Source organism: Pigmentiphaga litoralis (genome assembly GCF_048632615.1).
GTDB classification, from domain to species: Bacteria; Pseudomonadota; Gammaproteobacteria; order Burkholderiales; family Burkholderiaceae_B; genus Pigmentiphaga; species Pigmentiphaga litoralis_B.
Genome location: NZ_CP184480.1, coordinates 59,160 through 78,973 on the forward strand (window position 1 = coordinate 59,160; position 19,814 = coordinate 78,973).

Below are 19,814 nucleotides of genomic sequence, written 5' to 3' on the forward strand. Positions count from 1 at the left end.
GATAGCACGCCCTGTCACGGGTAAGGCCTGAGGCATGGTCATAGGGCGCCCCCTTCGTAAGCACAAGCTCGACGGCACGCCTTACTTCAGGCGAGAAAAGGTAGAGACTGAGATTCAAGCCATCGCTGGAATGAGTGCCGCAGAACTGGAGCGTCGTGCTGACCTATGGCAGGTTAGCGCCCCAGGGTACGTCTCCTCCGAAACGTTGCTGTACGTCGTGCGCAACGCGGCCCCCGGCGCCCACCGCGAGAAACTGACCGAGAAGCTTCTACTCCGTGTTGCCCGCCGAGTTCCCTCAGTCGCCAACGCCGACGGAAAAACGGTCTCGATGACCAGGATGAACATCCGCGAGGCCGTCCGCGATAACTTCGTTGACTTGCTACTCAGCGACCGAAACCAGTACGACGACCGCCTCGACTACTACGAAGTCAACTTCAATGGCGCGGTCGCGGCAGATCGTCGCGACGCCAACGACCGCCACTGGAAGCACGAAAACCGGACTGCTGAGCTTGAAACCGAGGACGGCGAGGTATCGGTGCAGGTTGAATCAGCAGTCGGTTACTCCACCCCATTCGACTCGGATGAACTCGACAAAAAAAATTACCGGCTTTTCCTAGATGAGGCGATTGAAAGCCTACCTGAGTTGCAAAGGAGGATCGTTGTGATGTGGCGCCAAGATATTCCCATTGAGTCCAATGACCCCTCGGTCGAGTCCATCAGTAAGGTCGTAGGGAAATCGGAGAAGACCGTCCGCACGCATCGTGACAAGGCCTTTGCGTCCCTGAAGCTGCGCCTTGAGCGCAAGGGGATGAGGTAATGGCTAAGCAGGCACAAATCACTGAGGGCGATGTGCTGAGGGCGTTCGCCATGGACTTTGAGCCAGGAACTGGTGTTCTGCAGCGATACCTCGCACAGTATCCCGGGCATTCCTTGGCCCTGGTAGACCTTTCCATGGAGCTCATGCGCGAGGTCGCTGACGATGGTCCGCCTGGTGCCACGGAGTTTGAACTTGTCGCGGCAGGCATGTCTCGGCTCCGGGAAACCGTGGTCACGCTGGAGGCACTGCAAGCTGGCCCTGCCAAGATTTTCACCGAGGCCATCGAAATGCTGGCTCTTCCCTTGCAGGTTGGCCTTGCGTTCAAAGAACGTCGAATAGTCGTCGCGACCTTGCCCCAGCGCATGGCCGCAAAGATGGCTGAGGCGCTGAAGACATCGACCGAGACGCTAATCTCGTATCTTGCGCTTCCTGCGATAGCCCCCATGGCTCGGGCAAGGAAGTCCACCGTCAGACCAACATCCCCTGAGAAGGTCTCCTTCGAAAAGGTTCTGCGAGACGCCGGCCTTGACGACCCGCACATTGCCGATCTGCTCCGTGAGGAGCAGCCATGGACCCTATAGAGCTGGGTCGGCAGCATGCTCGACGGCTACACGATGAGGCCGTGCTGCGCGGGGGTAATCCGTGGGTACCGTATAAATTCGCGGTCAGCATAGCCAAGAACCTCGGCATCAAGGTCGAGACCTGTGCTCCCGATAGTTCGCTGCTGGACGGTGGACGGGCCTCCTTTGACCCAGACATTCCCCTCATCATCCATGAGGCCAAAGGGTCGCTTTTCGACCAAGCATTTCTGGTTGCGCACGAAATCGGGCATGCACAACTTGGCGATGGCGAAGGGGAGCGCCAACCCACAAGCAATATCGACCCGGCCCGGACCTCGGAAGCCGCACCCATCGGAATGGACCGCGTTGTCGATTACAGCCGGCGGCAACGGCGGGAGGTCCAGATGGACCTCTTCGCGCGAGAGTTACTGCTCCCAAGACACGTGGTGATCGACCTGCACGTGGTGCAGGGCCACACATGTTCCACCATAGCAACTCGCCTTGGGGCTCCGTTTGAAGTCGTCGCGCAGCAGATGCTGGACGCCCTGCTGCTTCCCGCTTTCCCGGTCCCCGCCGCAGCAAACCTAGTCGAAATCCCCCTGAACAAGAAGCAGGAAACCGCCGCCACCCACCGCGGTGCCGCGTTTCTGCTCCAGGCCGGGCCAGGCACGGGCAAGACACGCACACTGGTTGCCCGCGTCGAAAGCCTACTCGACGAAGGCGTTGATCCCAGGCGAATCCTGCTACTGACCTTCTCGAACAAAGCCGCGGGTGAGATGGCCGAGCGGATCGCCCAAAAGCGCCCGCAGGAGGCAGCCGCGCTGTGCATCGGTACATTCCACAGCTTCGGACTAGACATCCTCAGGCGGTTCAACGACAGGTGCGGACTGTCCACGAACCCTCGGCTGATGGACCGTACTGAGGCCGTTGAGTTGCTTGAAAATGAGTTCCCGCGGCTCGGCCTAAAGCACTACCGAAACCTATATGACCCGTCGCAGACGGTAGCCGACATCCTGACCGCGGTCTCCCGAGCCAAAGACGAGGTCGCCAACCCGCAGACTTACCTCGCCCTGGCTCAGACGATGCGTGCGGCTGCGACCGACCCTGCAACTACCGAAGCAGTTGAACGGGTTGAAGAGGTTGCGAGGGTCTACGCGCGCTACGAGGAAATCAAGGCCGCCTCTGGATGCGTCGATTTCGGGGACTTGATCATGCAACCGGTTCTTCTGCTGGAGCGCGATGAAGCTGTCAGGACCCAGCTCCAGAGCGACTACGACCACGTGCTGGTTGACGAGTACCAGGACGTGAACCGAAGCAGCGTGCGGCTCCTGACGGCACTCAAACCCACCGGGGAGAACCTGTGGGTGGTCGGGGACGCCAAGCAGTCTATCTACAGGTTTCGGGGGGCCTCGTCGTTTAACATGGCTCGGTTCGGGCGCGAGGATTTCCCGGAAGGTATCCGAGACGACTTGGACATCAACTACCGCTCGACGTCAAAAATCGTAGGCGCCTTCTCTACCTTCGCGGCGACCATGAGCGCCGCTGATGGCCCCACCGCGCTTGAGGCTGACCGTGCCGCCGACTGCGCGCCACCTGAAGTCATCACGGTTTCCGAAGGCTCGCTCCTGACCTCGGCGCTGGCCGACAGCATCGAGCAATTCCGGGCAGCAGGCTTTCGGTACCGCGATCAGGCAGTTCTGTGCAGGGGCAACGACAGGCTGTCCGACACCGGGCAGGAGCTTGAGCGCGCCGGCGTGCCCGTGCTGTTCCTGGGCAGCCTCTTCGAGCGCACCGAGATAAAGGACCTTGTTGCGGTTCTCCTGCTCCTCGTGGACAAGCGTGCCATGGGCCTTGTTCGCACTGCCTGCTGGCCAGAGTTCGCAATGACGTTCGAGGACGTCATACGGGTGTTTGAGCACCTTCGAAGTACCGAAGCTCAGCCTGGCGCTTGGCGGGAAGGAGCGCCGGATGTCACTCCAGCCGGGCAGGCCGCGCTGGCTGATTTGAGTGCAGCGCTGAACGGTTTCGACGCCTCGTCACAACCATGGACAGTGCTTGCGACTCTCCTGCTCGACCGAACCAGGCTGCCCGCGCGCATCGCCTCGTCCGCCAGCGTCCTTGATCAGGCCCAGGGCATCGCCATCTGGCAGTTCATGAACTTCGCGCGAGTCCAGCCTAAGGGGCAAGGGCTTCCGATCCAGCGACTGGCCGACCGTGTGCGCAGGCTGCTCCGCCTCCGGGACGACAGGGACCTCAGGCAACTGCCCGCGGCAGCTCAGGGCATTGATGCCGTGCGCCTGATGACGATTCATGGCGCCAAGGGCTTGGAGTTTCCCGTGGTCCACATGGTGGGCGTGAATCAGGACTCCATCCCCGGCGCTATCCGACCCTCCAAGTGCCCACCGCCGACCGGTATGGTCACCGGAGGAGAGGGCAACCCGGACGAAATCGCACGGGCCGCGCACAACGAGGAGCAAGAGTGCCTTTTCTACGTGGCGATGTCTCGGGCGAGGGACCATCTAATGTTTTATGGCGCCACGGCGAAGTCCAACGGCACTTCTAGACCGCTGTCAAAGTTTCTTGACCGCATTGGTGCCGTTAGCCGGCGACTGGTCACGCCATTGACGGTCCTGCCTCCGGCCCCGGATGTCGCACCAATACCGCTGGTATTCTTCGGTACACCGCGCTTCAGTTCCGAGGCAGTCTCGCTCTATGAATCATGTGAGCGACGGTTCCTCTACACGCATCTGCTGCAAGTCGGCGGCCGTCGACGCATGAGCGCCTTCATGCTGATGCACGAGGCAATCCGGGAGGTCTATCGCAAGGTCGTCGCCCAAGAGGCTGCGTCGACCGGCCAATGCGAGGCGCTTCTCGCGGAGGCATTCGTCACCCAAGGGCTTCACGAACATGGGTACGTCGAGGACTATCGGGCCATTGCCAACACGATGTTGGGTTACTACTTGGATTCCCGGGTTGGTGCCGAGGTTGAAGCGCCCACCGCGCTGCGCATTACTTTTGACAACCACGAAGTGGAGGTCAGGCCTGACGAAGTCCTGATTCGCGACGGCGTTCGAACGCTGCGCCGGGTCAAGACCGGACACGCTTCGAGCCAGGAAGGCAAAGACGTAGGCGCCGCCGCATTCGTACTAGCGGCCCGTGCTGCCTTTCCAGATGCGGTCGTGGAGCTGGTTTCTCTGGCCGATGCCGAGGCAACGCCTTTGGTTTTTTCAGCCAAGGTGCTCAGCAACCAGCAGGTCAAACTTGGCAACATCCTGCGTGACATCCGCGGAGGAAACTTCCGGGCCAAGGCGTCAGACATGACCTGCCCTAACTGCCCGGCCTTCTTCGTGTGCGGCGCCGTGCCGCCAGGCACTCTCTCGAAAAACTTCTGAAGAAAGTTTACCGGCGACGGCCGGTGGGTCCGATTAAAGGGTTGTAAGCGAAAAAAACCTCGCCCCAGCAACCACAAGGACCTTATGAAACACCCTAATTTTGATGACGTTGGCGACGCGATCCGTGAGGACCGTCCTCTGCACGAGGCTGCCGCCTACCGCATTCGCTTTGGCTTAGAAGGCCTGAACTTCCGTCACATCGACGTGTCGGACCCGGTTCCCACCGGCAGGCAGATTCTCGACAGCGCCGGCCTCGACCGTCGCGCTGACTACCTGCTCTTCGCGCTCTTGGACTCGGGCGATTTCGAGGACGTCCGGCTGGATGAAATGGTGGACCTACGCGGCAAGGGTGCTGAGCGCTTCATCGCGTTCAAGTCCGACCGTGACTTCAAGTTCAAGCTGAACGACCGCCAGATGGCCTGGGGCCGCGACGAGTTGCCCGGCAGCGTTCTGTACGACTTGGCCGATCCGTCGTCCGACGAGGCTGTCTTTCTCGAGGTTCGGGGCGGTGAAGACCGGCTGATCGAACCCGACGACCGCATTAACCTCGCCGAACCCGGCATTGAGCGGTTCATCACTGCCCCGCGGCCGAACAAGGGCTACGTCATCGTGGTCAACGCCGTCGAGGAAACGGTGCCGTACAAGAATGTCACCTTTGAGCAGGTCGTCAAGCTATCCCATCCGAACGCGCCGGTGGAGACCAACGTCAAGTTCTCGATGACGTACCGCAATGCGGCCTCGCTCCCCCATGCCGGTGAACTCGGCGAGGGCGGCTCTGTGGAAGTCAAGAAGCATGGGAGCATCTTCAATGTCACGCGAACTGTTCAGTCTTAATCCGGACCTGGCCCGTCTCCGCTCCGAAGGCTACTTCGTCCGCATCGAGGGCAACCTCCTGGTGATGCGGGAGGTTCCCTACGTTGACGACCAGCGCCGCGTGCGCACCGGTACGTTGGTGTCTGGCCTGGACCTGGCCGGTGACCAGACCCGACGGCCTGAGACACACGTGATCCACTGGGACGGCGACTTCCCGTGCAACGCCGACGGCACGCCATTGCCTGCGATTTCGCATCAGTCGCCGAATACCAACCTGGGGTACGGCCTGACGGCGCAGCACAGCTTTTCCAACAAGCCTCCCGAGGGCTATCTGGACTACTACGCCAAGATGTCGACTTACGCGACCATTCTGGCGGGTCCAGCCGCAGTCCTGCAGCCTGGCATCAGCCCCCGGGTGTTCTGTGGCACCGATGACGATGAACAGATCAGCGTCTTCAACTACCTCGATACGGCCTCCGGACGGGTCGGCCTGGGAGCCTTGGCCGCTAAGCTGGAGAACGAAGTCATTGGCATCCTGGGGACCGGCGGTACGGGTGGCTACATCCTTGACCTGGTCGCGAAGACGCCAGTGAAGGAAATCCGGTTGTTCGACGACGATGACTTCCTGTCGCACAATGCATTCCGCGCGCCCGGGGCACCTTCGCTGGAGGAACTGCGGGACGCACCAAAGAAGGTCCGCTACCTTAAAGGCATCTACGAGCGGATGCATCGGGGCATCGTGGCGCACTGTGTGAAGTTGGAGGCGGCAACGCTTGGCCTTCTCGAGGGCATCACCTTCGCATTCATCAGCATGGATGCGGGCGAGGAGAAGCGTGCCGTGGTCGCGAAGCTGGAGGCCCTGGGCGTGTCGTTCATCGACGTTGGAATGGGCCTAGAACTCTCCAATGGCAGCTTGGGCGGCATCCTGCGGGTGACAACCAGCACGCAGGGGAAGCGCGACCATGTCCATGCTGGCCGCATCTCCTTCGAGGGTGGCGGTGATCGGGACGTCTACGCCTCCAACATACAGGTGGCGGACTTGAACGCATTAAATGCGTGCCTGTCGGTCGTGAAGTGGAAGAAGCTCCGTGGGTTCTACCGAGACCTGGAGAACGAGCACCACAGCACTTACACCACCGATGGCAACATGCTGCTCAATGGAGACCAGCCATGATGCGCGACCAGACCCTGGAGCATCGCTTTGTCCGCAACGTCCCGCGCGAGCTGGACCCCGGCGTGCTCTACATCGCGATGGAGTATGCGACGGCAGTCCACTCGTGTTGCTGCGGCTGTGGCGACCGCGTGGTAACGCCGTTTACGCCGACCGACTGGCGCATGACGTTCGATGGTGAATCCGTCTCGCTGCATCCGTCCGTGGGTAACTGGAATCAGAAGTGCCGATCGCACTATGTGATCCAGCGAAGCCGCGTGCTGGAGGCTGGCTCATGGACAAATGCGCAGATCGAAGCGGAGCGTCTTCGCGACAAGACGGCCAAAGCAGCGCATTACCGCGAGCAGAACGAGGTGCAGACAGGCAATTCTTGGCCGACGGAGGGGGCCGCATCTACGACTTCAGCTGCCCAAAAAATCTGGTCGCGCGTCAAGTCATGGTTCGTAAGTTTACGTTAAAAACATTGCCACACGTGCCCAAAGTCATTCTCCCGATCAGCCCAAATCGGTAGATACGGCTGCAGCCATCCGGATGTCGCGGGCGCTAACCCTGCCCATAGTACGCGGTAGACCCAGCTCGTGTACTCAACAGTCAGCAGTAGAAAATGCAATTGCTGGTCGGCAGAATGAACGGAGTCAGATGATTTCAGTGGGCATTCCGCACTGGCAGGCTGGAGCAAAGAGGGTGGGATGAAGGGAAACGTCGACGCGCTAACCTTCAGCACGATGATGGCCATTGACACGCTGCTGACCGCAAGCACACGGGCTCCTCGTTGAGCCGCATACCCAACGTTGTCAGCACGGTGCATTCCGCAGGTGATGATGGTCAACGGCACTCAGGAGCACAACGACAGGTTCGCCACCGGGCCTGATTTCGTCCTGGGCATCCAGCGCCTTCGGTCTACAACAGCTGGAACTATGTACCGCCCTTCCTGGCCGGAAGAGTAGGCAATTGGGGACAAATTTATCAACCGCTAGGAATTTTCACTTCGATAACTTCTCTTGCTGGAGCGCCCATGTAAATGCACCATCGCTGCAGCACCGGAAACTATCAAAATTCTAGCCGCTGAAGTTGATTTTTCTCGCGGCCAAGCCCAAATCACACCACCGAAACGTACCGTACATACTGCCCAAGTATGTACGGTCAACTAAACCGGGCAACAACTGGCTTCTTGCGCAATGGCGCTAATGGGTCCAAACATTACTCGCTAGCCTGGAAAGCCTGCGCAAAATCGCAGCTGGCTTGAGCTGCTTCCACCAGCATATCGATGACGGTGCTGTGTCGGTCGGCCTTGTGCGCGGCCGCAAAACTCACGTCAGGCACGGGTGTAGAAACTTGTAGTGGCTCGAGCATGCCCAAGTTGATCATAGGTTGAAGACACTCTTTCGGAAGATGCGCCACGCCAAGGCCTGACACCGTCATGCCGATGATGGCGACAAGGCTGTTGCTCACAATGTGATTCGCTGAGTTGATGCCCGCCGCGCAGAACCATTCCTCGTAAAGCAAACCCGTTACCGATCGGCCACCTTGCGTCGACACGCGTTGAGCCGCGATGTCATGCACGTTAAGGCTTTTCCCGCCAAGCAAACCAGGTTTGGACATCCATGCGTTGTGGACCTTGCCCACGGTCTTTTTGGCAATTCGGCTGTCTTCGAACAGGTCCGGGAGGATCGCAATATCAAGCTGATCGTGTAGCAACTTGTTCCGAAGACTGAAACTGTCATCGACGTCGGGTTCAAACAACGTCCTCGAAAACTGCGTCTCCACCGCTGTGACAAAACGCGGCAACCAAGTCATGGCGACCAACTCGGTGACTCCAATGCGCAGATGTTGTTCGGGCTGTTCAACCTGAGCGAATTTCTCCAGCGCTGCCTCGCGCCTCTCTAGAAGGTCCTTGGCGATAACGAACATCTCTTCGCCCCTTCTAGTCAGCCTCGATGCCCTGAGCGTGCGGTCAAACATGGGGGTACCGAACGCATCTTCCAACTCGAGCAAAGCTCGGCATTGCCGGCGTCGTGATCGATGGTGCAATACGCGACAGCGCCGAGATCGAGGGCTTGGGCTTTCCTGTATTTTGCGTCGGTACCTGCCCGAACGGCCCGACGAAAAATGTTGCAGGCCGCATTGGTCACCGCATTTCGATGGGCGGTGTCGCGGTCCATTCCGGTGACTTTATTCTGGCGGACGACGATGGCGTCGTGATAGTCGAGCGAGACGAACTGGCCGCATTGATTCCTCTGGCCCACGCAAAGGTTGCTGACGAAGCTAGGCGTCTCAAGTCGATCGCCATTGGCGCCACCGCAGCCACATGGCTCGACAAGGCGCTGCGCACGGCAGGCGTGCTGGCCGAGGGAGAGGCGCTTTGACTACCAGCCCTGATCCCGTCAGCCAAGAAACCATCGTCATCACCGAAGAAAAGATCCACCCTGATGCAGTGGACCTGCTGAAGGATTTCCGCCTTTGCTACACCGGCGCGCGGTTCACGCAAGACGAACTTGTTGGCCTGGTTCGGCTCGAGCAGCCGGTCGCCATCCTCTCGCGTTACGGAAAGATCAGCGAGCCGGTGCAGTCGGCATCGCAGAAGCTCAGGGTCATCGGCCGGCATGGCGTCGGCATGGACGCAATCGACCAGGTGGCAGCGCGCCGCCTTGGCATCAAGGCCATCCCCGCCGTGGGGTCCAACAGTCAAGCCGTCGCAGAGCTGGCCCTGGGGCTAATCCTGTCCTGCGCTCGCAAAATCAGCTGGCTTGACAAGCGCATGCATGAAGGCCACTGGGACAAGCAATCCTACATGGGCTTAGAGCTGTCCGGTGCCACGCTCGGCGTCATTGGTTGCGGCTCCATCGGCGGCCGCGTAGTCCGTTTTGCGCAGGCCATCGGCATGAATGTGGCCGTCTGCGACCCGTTCAAGCAAGCAAGTCAGCTGCCCGCCGGCACCACCAAGCTGGAGTTGGAAGAACTACTGGCCGCGAGCGACGTCGTATCCCTGCATTGCCCGCTAGACGCATCTACTCGCGGCCTGCTGGACGCCCGGCGCCTTGGCCTGCTGCGCAAGGGCGCCATCGTGATCAACACCGCCCGCGCGGGCATATTCGACGAAGCCGCCATGCGCGAGCGTTTGCATGCCAAAGAGTTGTTGTTGGGTCTCGATTGCTTTCTCGACGAACCGATCGACGCCGAATCGCCCTGGTCTTTCACCCCCAATGCAGTGCTGACGCCACACGTCGGCGGTACCACCAACGGCGGCCTGCGCGGCATGGCCGTATGCGCCGCAAGAAACATCCTCTCAGTGCTTCGGTCCGAACACGGATGAAAAGGCCTTGGCCCCGAAGTGAATGGTCCGACCCGTCGTAATGGTGGACTCCGGCCTTAAGGGGGTGCCGGATCAGATTCCGACATGCCTGAGGCCATGTGGGACCAATCGTTTCGACGTGCCGCTGGCATATCACGCCCAAGCGAGACGTGCCGCACATCATGCTCCGGCTCACGAACGTCAAGTAGGGAACACCTCACGCCACCCGATCTTTCCAGGGGCGTTTTTCCGTCCAAGATCGCAGCAGCGGAAATAATTCGGCCGTAGTGCTTCTAGGCATGTACGGCCGAGTCGTTCCAACCTAAGCTGTTGTTAGCGGTCTATCCAACCAGTTCCTATGAGTGGTAATTCGACATACGACGGGTACTTGGACCCTTGCAACAGCGAGATTTCCGAAGCCGTGGGGTTCTTGCCTGGTCCTTGCGGACCCACGAGGCCAGCAGTTTCTTCTGTGCCGCCGGCTACCGAGATGCGCAGTCGATGTCCCGCCTTGAAGACGTAAGACGTCGGCCAAATGTTGACCTCGTACTGTGTTGGCGTGTCTTGCGGCACGGCAGCTGGTGCCGCCCGGGATTTGGCGCGAGCAGCGTTCAGATACCCCGCTGTGACTTGACGGGCCGAGCCGTCCGGCGCGACATCAGACACCTCAACCACGAAGTCAGGATCAGCACCTTTCAATTGTGCCCAGAAATTTAGCTTTCCGTGACCTGTCACCTCCGTCGAGACGGTGAGCGGCGCCGAAGACCAAGTCAAAACTTTCTGCTGGATAGCATGCATGTCCTCTGTGGACCGACCATTAGTCGCACTCAACAGCGTGTGCAGGAAGGGACCGGCAGAGGGAGAATATGTGACCTTTGCGGATGCAAAGCTATCTCCTGCTGCCGGCGCCTGCGCAACGATGAGACCGTCGTTAACGCTGTTTATCGAACCGCTTTTGGCAGCATTCAGATAGAGCCTGACCCGCTGCTCGTCAGGGAGCGGCCAGTCCTTCTCATACCGCCACTTGTTTGGACCTTGCACGTAGAGTAGTGCTCGACCTCTCGCTGCGTCGCCGCGATCCAAGTCGCGCAAATACCGGTCAAGCCACAATGCCTGCTGTTCTCCATATGAAAAGGGAGCCAGGTCAGCGATGGCCGTGCCGTGGGCACTCGGACCCACAACCAACATTTTCTTGGCTGTCGCAGGCAAATCTTCGTAGGCCTTGATACTTGCGGGCGATATGTAGTCGTTCCATCCGCCCGTGATCATCACCCCGAGTCCACTTTGACCAATCTTTTTGTGATCAGCATCAAGTGTCGTGCGTTCTTGCCAGAACGCGTCGTAGTTCCGATGCTGGGAGGCGAGATCAAATTCAATGCCGGCACGAGCACGCCGGCCGGGGCCAGGCAACATACCGCCTGGATACCAAAGAACGTCGTAGCAATCGCCGCAAGCCACGTGGGGAATAATCGCTTTTAACGCTGGAGGTGCTTGCCGCGCCGTCTGCCATTGAACGATTCCAAGCAGTGAAGCGCCGATCATTCCGACCTTGCCGTTGCACCACGGTTGGCCAGCCATCCACTGAACAATGTCGTATCCGTCTGGCCCAAAATTGTCATAGAGGCCTAAGGTGCCTTGGGACTTACCAGATCCACGCAAGCTGGCATGCACTCCAGCGTACCCGCGGGCGGCCATTTCGAGCACCTGTGATTCCAGCCCAGGGGTATCGATTCCATAGCCGTTCGCCATCAATACGCATGGGCGTGGACCGTCCTGCACCCCTTGAGGCAGCAATAGCCTTGCATCAACGCGAATGCCGTCGCGCATTGGAATGGTCACCGAGTCAGTTTTGATGGCGAACCGCTCGGTAGAAGTAAGAAGAGTTCCAGGCCCTTCGACCCAGCTTCTCGATTGTGTGCCAGCGCCAACTGCGCCGACATCGTCAGTGCGGGGGCTGTCATCACTGTCTCCTCCGCAAGCCGCCAGTAACGCAGTCAGCAGAACGGTCGCCAGGGCGCCGCGGAATGGCACGTATTTCGGCCGCCACGTCATCGTTGATCGTGTAGTCATTGAGTCTCCTCCGATAATGGAACGCGGCCCGTATCCGCCATGCCGTGCGACATGTCGCGAGCCACGCGGGGAGCTGCACGTCCTATCGGCATGCGTGCCATGTATTTATCGACGTATCAACTCCGTGACGCGGATGATCCGTTCGTCGCTAGCGTTCGGGGAATTCGACTTTTCCTTATGGTGCGTTCGCGGCAGCCGAACGCCAAGGCACTGATCAGTCATGGATAGCGCCATTCCCAGCAAATCTGTTGCCGTCTCATACTGCATAACTTTCATTCGGACCGCTGCCGAACATAAGATTTTGGTAGCTTGGGTCGTGAAGAAATCTTCTCGGGCACCGTACTGCACAACGAAATGGCCGGCTGACAACCCCTCGTTCAAACGCCTCGGCTCCTTGGTGATCTGGCTCAAGCTCCAGTTCGAATAGCAGGCTGCCCGCAGCGGGCGCACAGCCCGGCCTGCCGTCTCCAGCGGCGCGGCCATCGAGTTCTTCCTCGCTTGAAATGCACGTTCGGCCCGGGCCTGAGGCAGGCCACCGGTCGGGCCGAGAATCTGCTCAACCTGGTGCCGTTCGCCCTGAACGTCTCAACTACCGATCCTTTCGCAATGCCAGAAGCCCTTGAGCGTGGCAACTCGTCAATGTCGACTGAAGTACCGCTCAGGCCTTCCGCATCAAAATTTTCTCAGCGCCTCGTCATGGTGCAGATGCTCCATAAGGGTGATTGGAAGCTTGTCCTCTATCAGGTGCCATCGGCACCTTGGACGTCTTTGAAGGCTGCCACAACTTCTGAGACGACACGATTGTCTTCGTCTGCACGGCGCCAGACCATGGCGATGCGACGAAAAGGCGCTTGGCGACCTAGAGGAATCACTTTTAGGCCATAGGCCTCCAATAGCGGCTGGCGCGGCTGCGGGACCACCGTCACCCCGAGGCCCAGCGACACCATGGAAACAATGGCGTCCATGGAGCGGAACTCCCACGTGGAATTCAGCTCTGGCATCAGCGTTCTTACGTGCCGCGCGGCAACCCGTCCACCCGAAAGACTAGTGTCATAAGCGATCCAGTCGTGGGCTGCCAACAGCGCGCGCGGCGTTGTTTCTTTGGCCCCAGCCGGCGCCAACATGACATACGGCTGGCGCCTCAGTTCGAGCCAGGACATCCGAGAAGAGCCGCCGTTCTCGGGTCGCACCAGGAGGGCAGCATCAATACGCCCGGCCCGCAGTTGCATCAGGAGTTCGTCCGTGTCGTTCAACGGCGGAACCTTGATGTCCAAGGCCGGATGCCGCTCACGCAGCAAGCGAAGCGCAGGCGGCAGCAGCTCACTTTGCATGCTCGTAATCACTCCAAGACGGAATCGTCCCTCGACAACACGGGTCCGATTGACCCGCAACGCATCAATGCGATTGCTGAAGTCGGTGGCAGCGTTGGCGATCTCTACGGCGAACTCAGTGGGACGCGGCACCCGCGTACTGCGGTCGAAAAGTGGCTGCCCGAAGAACTCTTCGAGCTGCTTGATCTGCAGGCTGACGGCACTTGGCGTGCAACCGACGGCAGCACCGGCAGCCGTGAAACTGCCATGCACCAGGATGGCCCGCAAGGTGTTCAACGCAGTCAAATTCATTGAGTTCTGCTCACAATGAAATCATGAATATATCAAAACAGCTCAATGAAGACAGGTTCAGAATTCATGTCATCGAGACGCTGACCGCCGTAGACCGGCATTCCGGGAACCCGTATGACCGACTCTTTATCCCTTCAGACCATCGACCTTCGCAGTGACACTGTCACGCTTCCCACCGAGGCGATGTATCGGCGCATGGCGACTGCACCGCTTGGCGACGACGGTCTCGACGGCGACCCAACAGCACAGGAGCTGGAAGGCTTTACTGCTTCTCTGCTGGGCAAGGCAGCGGGCCTGTATGCGCCCAGCGCGACGATGGCCAACCTGCTTTCCATCTTGGCTCAAGTGCCGCGCCAGGACGTCATCCTGACGGGCTCGAGCTCACACATCTACACGGCCGAGCGTGGGGCGGCAACCTTCACCGGCGCCTTCTACCAGCCAATTCCCGATCCGAACGGTGCATTGGACCTAGCGCTGCTCGAAGCCACCTTGGCATCGACCAAGGGCAACCTCAAACCGGCTCTGGTTTGCGCCGAGACCTCGCACAACAACGAAGGCGGGTCGGTAGCCTCGCTGGCGCACATGCAGCAGGTCCACCAGATCTCTCAACGTGGCGGCGTCAGTGTGCATCTGGACGGCGCGCGTATGTTCAACGCAGCAGTGGCCCTTGGCGTGGATGCTGCAACGCTTTGCCAGCATGCCGACACCGTTTCGGTGTGTTTGTCGAAAGGACTGAGCGCGCCCATGGGCGCTGTCCTGGTCGGGCCAAAGGAAACCATACAGCGTGCCCGTCTGTTGCGAAAGCTTATCGGCGCTTCGCAGCGGCAGGTCGGTATTGCGGCAGCCGCTGGACTCGAAGGTCTGCAGTCGATGGTAGGCCGGCTGGCCGACGACCACGAAAACGCCAAAGCGCTGGGCGAGGGCCTGTCTGGTGTCGCAGGCCTGCGCATCCGACAGCCTCAAACCAACATCGTGCAGGTCGATGTCTCAGGCACTGGCATGAACGCGAAGCAATGGGAAGCCGCGCTGCGAAATCGTCATGTGCTGGTGCGCCCTTGGGGACCAGCGCTGCTGCGCTGCGTAACCCACCGCCACATCGCTGCCGATTCTATCCAGACGGCCATCGAGGCATTCACCGCCGTCGCTCGCAACGCCGGTCCGATCTAAGCACCGGACTCTTTTCGGCTTCACTCATAAAGAAGGCACCATGGATAAAAAGATTAGTTTCGAAAAGCAGTCACCCAGCTTCTACTGCGGTGACGAACTGCACGCCATCAAGCAGGCCAAGCTGCAAAAAGCCCTGGAGGCCTCCGGCTTTGACGCTTTCTTGTTTTTCAAGGCTGAAGCGGTGCGCTATGTGACCGACTTCTATGTGAAAGGCTTCCGCCCTTTCCTGGAGCCGGAGTACGTCGCCCTGGTGGTCAAGGGCAAGCCCCCTGTTGTGGGCTACATCTCTGGCAGCGATGACTTGCGCATTCGCTTCAAGTCGGACATTGAGGACGCTCGCCGCTTGCCGCATGTCTCGAAGTGGCACGAGACCATCGAGAAGATGCTTTCGGATTACGGCGTGGCCAGCGGCCGCGTGGCGACCGACGTCATGCCGCACATGGTGTTCCGGGGTCTCAGCCAAGCGTTGCCTGCGTTGGAAATCGGCGATGTGACGCCCATGTGGTTGCAGCTGACCGCCGTGAAGCATCCTCTCGAGATCGAACTGATCCGCAATGCCGTGCGAGTGGCTGACCTGGGCGCGCTGGCGGCCATCCAAGCTGTTCGGCCGGGTGTGAGCGAGCACTCGATCTCCGCCGCGGCCGTCACCGCCATGCGCATGGCTGGCTCCGAATTCGAGCCCTTTATCCCGCTAGTGGCCTCGGGTCCTAACGCGTCCATGTTCGAACGCATCGCAACCGAGAAGATCATCGGCGAGAACGAGACGGTGATCCTCGACATCGGCGCAGTGGTTAAGGGCTACACCGGTGACCTCGGCCGCACGGTGCTCAGCAGCGGCACTGCAACCGAGACCCAGCGGGCCATCTACCGTGCCACATACGAGGCCCTGCAGGAGGCCAAGAAGATGATTCGCCCGGGTGTCACCGGCAAGGCCGTGGATGCGCGCGCCCGAGAGGTCATTGCCGATCACGGCTGGGGTGACTACGTCTACACCGGCAACACCGGCCACCAACTTGGCTACGGCCTGCACGGCGAGCCGCTGGTGGACCGCCGAGTGGATTTCGTGGTTGAGGAAAACATGGTCATGTGCCTGGAGCCGCGCGTGGTGCTGCCGGACCAGCCTCACGTTGGCGGCGCTCACCTCGAAGACGTGGTGGTCGTCACCGCCGACGGCTACGAACAGATCAATACCACCCCCCACGATGAACGCCTGCTAGGTTAATTCGTCTTGGCGATCAGGAGAAAAGCATGAACCGGTTTTCGAGTGTCCGTCGCAGTATCGTCACGGCCCTGGGGGCGTCTTCCTTGGCGGCAGCCCTGCCAAGGCTCGCAATGGCGCAAGGCGAGAAGCCCTTGCAAATAATGATCGGCTATCCACCAGGCGGCAGCACGGATGCGTTCGCGCGCCTGATCTCCATGCCGCTTCAGACCGCCTTGAATGGCCGTAGCGTGGTGGTACGCAACGTGCCCGGCGCGGGCGGGCAGATCGCCGCTTCGGCACTTCTGCGGGAAGGGGCCGACGGCTCGGCCGTCCTAGCCATCAACCAGCCCGATCTCAGCCTGGCGGTGGCACGCGGCAATGCTGGCTTCAAGCTGAGCGACTTCCGCACGATCATGGCGGACCTTCATGAACCGCGCGTCTTCCTCGTGAAGAACGACAGCGGCATTGATTCCTTTGCCAAATTCGTCAGCCAGGCGAAGGCAAGTCCCGGCAAACTGGCCATCTCCGTCACCGGCGGGTCGGCCCAGGAGACCATGGCGCAATGGTTAGTGGAGCAGTTGAAGATCGACGTGCTGGTAATTCCCTACAAGGGCGGTGGGGAAGCCATCAATGCACTGCTGGCCGGAGATGTCACGGCCAATCTCGGTGATGACTTCGTGCGCTCGAACATGCGGTCCAAGACCACTGCGCTTTTCATCGGGTCGGACAAAACAAGTCCGCGTTGGCCGGAGGCACCCACCCTGCAGAGCTTGCTGACGACCTATGGCGTGTGGATGTCCTCGCCGCATTTCCTTGCGCGCTACGGCGTTTATGTGGTGTCTGCGGCGTTCGCACAAAAGAATCCCAAGGCCTACCAGGAACTCCAGCAAGCCATGCTGGCCGCTCGCAGCGGGAGCGTCTTTACAAGCTATCTCCAACAAAACAATCTCAGCGACCTGTCGCTTGGCGCCGCAGGCGAGCCCTACGAGCCGGCCTTTGCCTCCGAAATGAACGAAATCAACAAGCTCAAACGTTGACGCGGAATCAATACGTTAGCGACATCGTTGGAGAATTTATGAGGTCAGAAATACAACGGGTCGCGATTGTCTTGGCGATCACCGTGTCGGTGATCGGAAATGCGCAGGCGCAGGCTTTCCCCAACAAGCCCATCAAGATGATTTCGCCCAGCCCGCCAAGCGGCACCGATACCACGGCTCGTCTTGTCACAGCCAACGTCACTGAGTTGACCAAGTGGGAATTTTTCGTCGACACCCGCCCTGGTGCAGGCGGCAACATCGGGTTGGCCGCGGGAGCAGCAGCGCCGGCTGATGGCTATACCTTAGTGATGGGCGAAACGAGCAATCTGACCGTCAACCAGTACCTGTACAAGTCGATGCCGGTGGATCAGGAGAAACAACTGGCACCGGTGGCCCTCATTGGGACGGGTCCTCTCGTGCTGGTCACGGAGGCAGGCAGGCCGTACCGGACTTTGAAAGACGTCGTCGAAACAGCCAAGAAAACTCCCCTGACTTACGCCTCCTTCGGCAACGGTACCGTTGGCCATCTCGTCAGCGAGGGCTTCCAAAAGCAAAGTGGCGCTAGGTTCCTTCACGTTCCCTACAAAGGCGCTGGTCCGGCTATGACAGACCTGCTGGAAAAGCAGGTCGACATCTACTTTGCGTCGTTGACAGCAGCGCTGCCTTTGGTTCAGACAAGCAAACTCTGGGCCTTGGCCGCGACATCGGCAACACGGGTTGGTGCTTTGCCAAATATACCGACGCTCATCGAGTCAGGTTATCCCGATTTCGACTACTACCTGTTCTACGGTGTTGTCGTGCCCGTCCGCACGCCAGCAGACGTGTCCTGACGCTTAGCCGCAATTTCGAGCGAGCGCTGCAAACCCCTGACCTGCAGAAGGCACTGTTGGAGCGATGGATTTTTGCGCAACCCGGCAATGCGGCAGCCTTCGGCACATTCCTTAACAAGGACCGGGTCAAGTGGCAGCGGATCGTCCGCGAGTCTGGCGCCACCGTTAACTGATAAACCTAACCAATCCAAACGTGATGCAATGAAGCCTTCAATGAAAAGAATCGCAGTTCTTGGTGCTGGGATTACTGGCGTGACTACCGCATATGCCTTGGCCTTGCGCGGTTTCGACGTCACTGTGCTAGAGCGTCATCGATATGCGGCAATGGATACGTCCTTCGCCAATGGTGGCCAACTCTCAGCTTCCAATGCCGAAGTTTGGAACCATAGCTCGACCGTATTGAAAGGCATCAGATGGATGTTCACTGCGGATGCGCCGCTGCTGATCAATCCCATGCCGAGCTGGCACAAGCTCTGTTGGTTCATGGAATTCATGGCAAACATTCCCCGTTACGAGAGCAATACTGTCGCCACGGCAAGGCTAGCCATTGAAGCTCGCAAACATCTTTTTTCTTGGGCAGAAGCCGAACAGATCGACTTCGACCATAAAAAAGAAGGCATTTTGCATATCTATCGTAAAAAAGAGAGCTTTGATCATGCCGTGCGTGTTTCCAAGCTACTGGCCGAAGGCGGGCTGGCGCGTCGGCAATTGAGCCCTTCTGAGATACGGGAAATCGAGCCGACATTGGCAGGCAAATACCACGGCGGGTTTTTCACCGAAAGCGATTCCACTGGCGACATTCACAAATTTACGCACGGTCTGGCCGCCGCAGCTAAAAAGCGTGGTGTGAAGTTCATCTATGGTGCTGAAGTTGTGCGGGCAGACGCTTCCGAGCAAGGCGTGAAAATCGCCTTTACTTCTGACGGCAAGGAAGAGCAGCTGCAGGCTGACGCCATGGTCGTTTGCGCTGGCGTCGGCAGCCGAAACATCGCGAAGACGCTGGGAGACCGCATCAATGTTTATCCGGTAAAAGGCTATTCAATCACCGTGAATTTGACCGACGAATTGAGCCAGAAGTCTGCTCCTCACGTGAGCCTGCTTGATGACGAGACCAAGTTGGTGACCAGCCGGTTGGGCTTGGACAGGTTCCGGGTCGCCGGGACTGCAGAGTTCAATGGTGTCAACCGCAATATTCGGATGGACCGAATCAAGCCGTTGGTGGATTGGGTCAATCAATGCTTTCCCAATGTAAGCACTCGCAGCGTCATTCCCTGGGCCGGCCTGCGTCCCATGCTTCCAAGCATGCTCCCGAAAGTGGGAAAAGGCATTCGACAACGCGTGTTCTACAACACGGGCCACGGGCATTTGGGCTGGACGCTCTCAGCAGCTACGGCAGAGCTCATCGCTGAGGCAATCGACTCTGCGTGGACGTCAGAAAAAATTTACCGATAGTTGATCGAGCTCGCTGCGTAACCTCCCAACGAGTTGATAGTTCATGAAAATGCGCCTTCTTAATGCGACTGTCTACGAGTGACTACGCTGTGTGTGGCAGATCTTGATGTTCAGAATCACATGGCGCTAGCCTAGGCCGTCCAGACTTCCTAGCGGCAGTCATTTATCGGCGGTGGCTGACCGGCGGCCCGCAATCTATATCAGTATTTAAACGCGGGGCGCGCCACATCTGCTTCGCGCCGTATGCAACATACGCGGGCGTTAACCTCAAGGCACATGCCGTTTGGCCAACCGTAGCTGTGGAACGGAACCGTGACTTGGCTATACGGCGGTTATGTCACCCCGCGCTAATATCGTGAACGAAAGCTACATCGGCCATTAAGGGGTAAA

At 59.3% G+C, this 19,814-nt stretch carries 16 protein-coding genes and 1 pseudogene; 13 read left to right on the forward strand and 4 right to left on the reverse strand.

Annotated features, from left to right (window positions below):
- Nucleotides 1–34 precede the first annotated feature (34 nt).
- The 6 genes from ACNANG_RS25995 to ACNANG_RS26020 all read left to right on the forward strand — a co-directional run bounded on the left by ACNANG_RS25995 (nt 35) and on the right by ACNANG_RS26020 (nt 7,211).
- Nucleotides 35–817 (forward strand): RNA polymerase sigma factor, encoded by a 783-nt coding sequence (locus ACNANG_RS25995; RefSeq protein WP_407792374.1) that lies wholly within the window; start codon nt 35–37, stop codon nt 815–817.
- Nucleotides 817–1,398, forward strand: a complete 582-nt coding sequence (locus tag ACNANG_RS26000) for a hypothetical protein (protein WP_407792375.1) — start codon at nt 817–819, stop codon at nt 1,396–1,398. Before ACNANG_RS25995 ends, ACNANG_RS26000 begins: the two co-directional genes overlap by 1 nt.
- Nucleotides 1,386–4,769, forward strand: a complete 3,384-nt coding sequence (locus ACNANG_RS26005; RefSeq protein WP_407792376.1) for a UvrD-helicase domain-containing protein — start codon at nt 1,386–1,388, stop codon at nt 4,767–4,769. Before ACNANG_RS26000 ends, ACNANG_RS26005 begins: the two co-directional genes overlap by 13 nt.
- Nucleotides 4,770–4,853: 84 nt before the next feature.
- A complete protein-coding gene (locus ACNANG_RS26010; RefSeq protein WP_407792377.1) occupies nt 4,854–5,603 on the forward strand; it encodes a multiubiquitin domain-containing protein in 750 nt (249 codons plus the stop codon).
- A complete protein-coding gene (locus tag ACNANG_RS26015) occupies nt 5,578–6,756 on the forward strand; it encodes a ThiF family adenylyltransferase (RefSeq protein WP_407792378.1) in 1,179 nt (392 codons plus the stop codon). Before ACNANG_RS26010 ends, ACNANG_RS26015 begins: the two co-directional genes overlap by 26 nt.
- The gene (locus ACNANG_RS26020; RefSeq protein ID WP_407792379.1) at nt 6,753–7,211 is read left to right on the forward strand and encodes a DUF6527 family protein; all 459 of its coding nucleotides are present in this window, start codon (nt 6,753–6,755) and stop codon (nt 7,209–7,211) included. The genes ACNANG_RS26015 and ACNANG_RS26020 overlap by 4 nt, the downstream gene beginning before the upstream one ends.
- 742 nt (nt 7,212–7,953) lie before the next feature.
- On the opposite strand, the gene ACNANG_RS26025 is transcribed toward ACNANG_RS26020, so the two are convergent.
- Nucleotides 7,954–8,664: a substrate-binding domain-containing protein gene (locus ACNANG_RS26025; RefSeq protein WP_420227709.1), complete on the reverse strand. Its 711-nt coding sequence runs from the start codon at nt 8,662–8,664 to the stop codon at nt 7,954–7,956.
- A gap of 83 nt (nt 8,665–8,747) precedes the next feature.
- On the opposite strand from ACNANG_RS26025, the pseudogene ACNANG_RS26030 reads away from it, so the two are divergent.
- Nucleotides 8,748–9,119: pseudogene (locus ACNANG_RS26030) on the forward strand (RraA family protein); the annotation flags it as partial.
- A complete protein-coding gene (locus tag ACNANG_RS26035) occupies nt 9,116–10,066 on the forward strand; it encodes an NAD(P)-dependent oxidoreductase (RefSeq protein WP_407792381.1) in 951 nt (316 codons plus the stop codon). The pseudogene ACNANG_RS26030 and the gene ACNANG_RS26035, both read left to right, overlap by 4 nt.
- A gap of 312 nt (nt 10,067–10,378) precedes the next feature.
- On the opposite strand, the gene ACNANG_RS26040 is transcribed toward ACNANG_RS26035, so the two are convergent.
- The 3 genes from ACNANG_RS26040 to ACNANG_RS26050 all read right to left on the reverse strand — a co-directional run bounded on the left by ACNANG_RS26040 (nt 10,379) and on the right by ACNANG_RS26050 (nt 13,737).
- Nucleotides 10,379–12,115 (reverse strand): CocE/NonD family hydrolase, encoded by a 1,737-nt coding sequence (locus ACNANG_RS26040; RefSeq protein WP_407792382.1) that lies wholly within the window; start codon nt 12,113–12,115, stop codon nt 10,379–10,381.
- 105 nt (nt 12,116–12,220) lie between these two features.
- The gene (locus ACNANG_RS26045) at nt 12,221–12,598 is read right to left on the reverse strand and encodes a hypothetical protein (protein ID WP_407792383.1); all 378 of its coding nucleotides are present in this window, start codon (nt 12,596–12,598) and stop codon (nt 12,221–12,223) included.
- 257 nt (nt 12,599–12,855) lie between these two features.
- Nucleotides 12,856–13,737, reverse strand: coding sequence for a LysR family transcriptional regulator (locus tag ACNANG_RS26050; RefSeq protein ID WP_407792384.1), 882 nt, complete (start codon nt 13,735–13,737; stop codon nt 12,856–12,858).
- A gap of 114 nt (nt 13,738–13,851) precedes the next feature.
- On the opposite strand from ACNANG_RS26050, the gene ACNANG_RS26055 reads away from it, so the two are divergent.
- The 5 genes from ACNANG_RS26055 (at nt 13,852) to ACNANG_RS26075 (ending at nt 19,424) form a co-directional block, all read left to right on the forward strand.
- On the forward strand, nt 13,852–14,904 hold the full coding sequence (locus ACNANG_RS26055; protein WP_407792385.1) for a threonine aldolase family protein: 1,053 nt from the start codon (nt 13,852–13,854) through the stop codon (nt 14,902–14,904).
- Between the two features lie 40 nt (nt 14,905–14,944).
- The gene (locus ACNANG_RS26060) at nt 14,945–16,126 is read left to right on the forward strand and encodes a M24 family metallopeptidase (protein ID WP_407792386.1); all 1,182 of its coding nucleotides are present in this window, start codon (nt 14,945–14,947) and stop codon (nt 16,124–16,126) included.
- Between the two features lie 26 nt (nt 16,127–16,152).
- Nucleotides 16,153–17,142: a tripartite tricarboxylate transporter substrate-binding protein gene (locus ACNANG_RS26065; protein ID WP_407792387.1), complete on the forward strand. Its 990-nt coding sequence runs from the start codon at nt 16,153–16,155 to the stop codon at nt 17,140–17,142.
- A 71-nt stretch (nt 17,143–17,213) separates the two neighbouring features.
- Nucleotides 17,214–17,972 carry a Bug family tripartite tricarboxylate transporter substrate binding protein gene (locus ACNANG_RS26070; RefSeq protein ID WP_420227710.1) on the forward strand — a complete coding sequence of 253 codons (759 nt, stop codon included), beginning with the start codon at nt 17,214–17,216 and terminating at the stop codon, nt 17,970–17,972.
- A gap of 213 nt (nt 17,973–18,185) precedes the next feature.
- The gene (locus ACNANG_RS26075; protein WP_407792389.1) at nt 18,186–19,424 is read left to right on the forward strand and encodes a D-amino acid dehydrogenase; all 1,239 of its coding nucleotides are present in this window, start codon (nt 18,186–18,188) and stop codon (nt 19,422–19,424) included.
- Nucleotides 19,425–19,814: the final 390 nt, after the last annotated feature.

Coding starts and splice junctions, on each gene's coding strand:
- ACNANG_RS26005 (WP_407792376.1), top strand. CDS start 1,386: ATGGACCCTATAGAGCTGGGTCGGCAGCATGCTCGACGGCTACACGAT.
- ACNANG_RS26020 (WP_407792379.1), top strand. CDS start 6,753: ATGATGCGCGACCAGACCCTGGAGCATCGCTTTGTCCGCAACGTCCCG.
- ACNANG_RS26015 (WP_407792378.1), top strand. CDS start 5,578: ATGTCACGCGAACTGTTCAGTCTTAATCCGGACCTGGCCCGTCTCCGC.
- ACNANG_RS26065 (WP_407792387.1), top strand. CDS start 16,153: ATGAACCGGTTTTCGAGTGTCCGTCGCAGTATCGTCACGGCCCTGGGG.
- ACNANG_RS26045 (WP_407792383.1), bottom strand. CDS start 12,598: ATGGCCGCGCCGCTGGAGACGGCAGGCCGGGCTGTGCGCCCGCTGCGG.
- ACNANG_RS26060 (WP_407792386.1), top strand. CDS start 14,945: ATGGATAAAAAGATTAGTTTCGAAAAGCAGTCACCCAGCTTCTACTGC.
- ACNANG_RS26010 (WP_407792377.1), top strand. CDS start 4,854: ATGAAACACCCTAATTTTGATGACGTTGGCGACGCGATCCGTGAGGAC.
- ACNANG_RS26055 (WP_407792385.1), top strand. CDS start 13,852: ATGACCGACTCTTTATCCCTTCAGACCATCGACCTTCGCAGTGACACT.
- ACNANG_RS25995 (WP_407792374.1), top strand. CDS start 35: ATGGTCATAGGGCGCCCCCTTCGTAAGCACAAGCTCGACGGCACGCCT.
- ACNANG_RS26050 (WP_407792384.1), bottom strand. CDS start 13,737: ATGAATTTGACTGCGTTGAACACCTTGCGGGCCATCCTGGTGCATGGC.
- ACNANG_RS26040 (WP_407792382.1), bottom strand. CDS start 12,115: ATGACTACACGATCAACGATGACGTGGCGGCCGAAATACGTGCCATTC.
- ACNANG_RS26075 (WP_407792389.1), top strand. CDS start 18,186: ATGAAAAGAATCGCAGTTCTTGGTGCTGGGATTACTGGCGTGACTACC.
- ACNANG_RS26025 (WP_420227709.1), bottom strand. CDS start 8,664: ATGTTCGTTATCGCCAAGGACCTTCTAGAGAGGCGCGAGGCAGCGCTG.
- ACNANG_RS26000 (WP_407792375.1), top strand. CDS start 817: ATGGCTAAGCAGGCACAAATCACTGAGGGCGATGTGCTGAGGGCGTTC.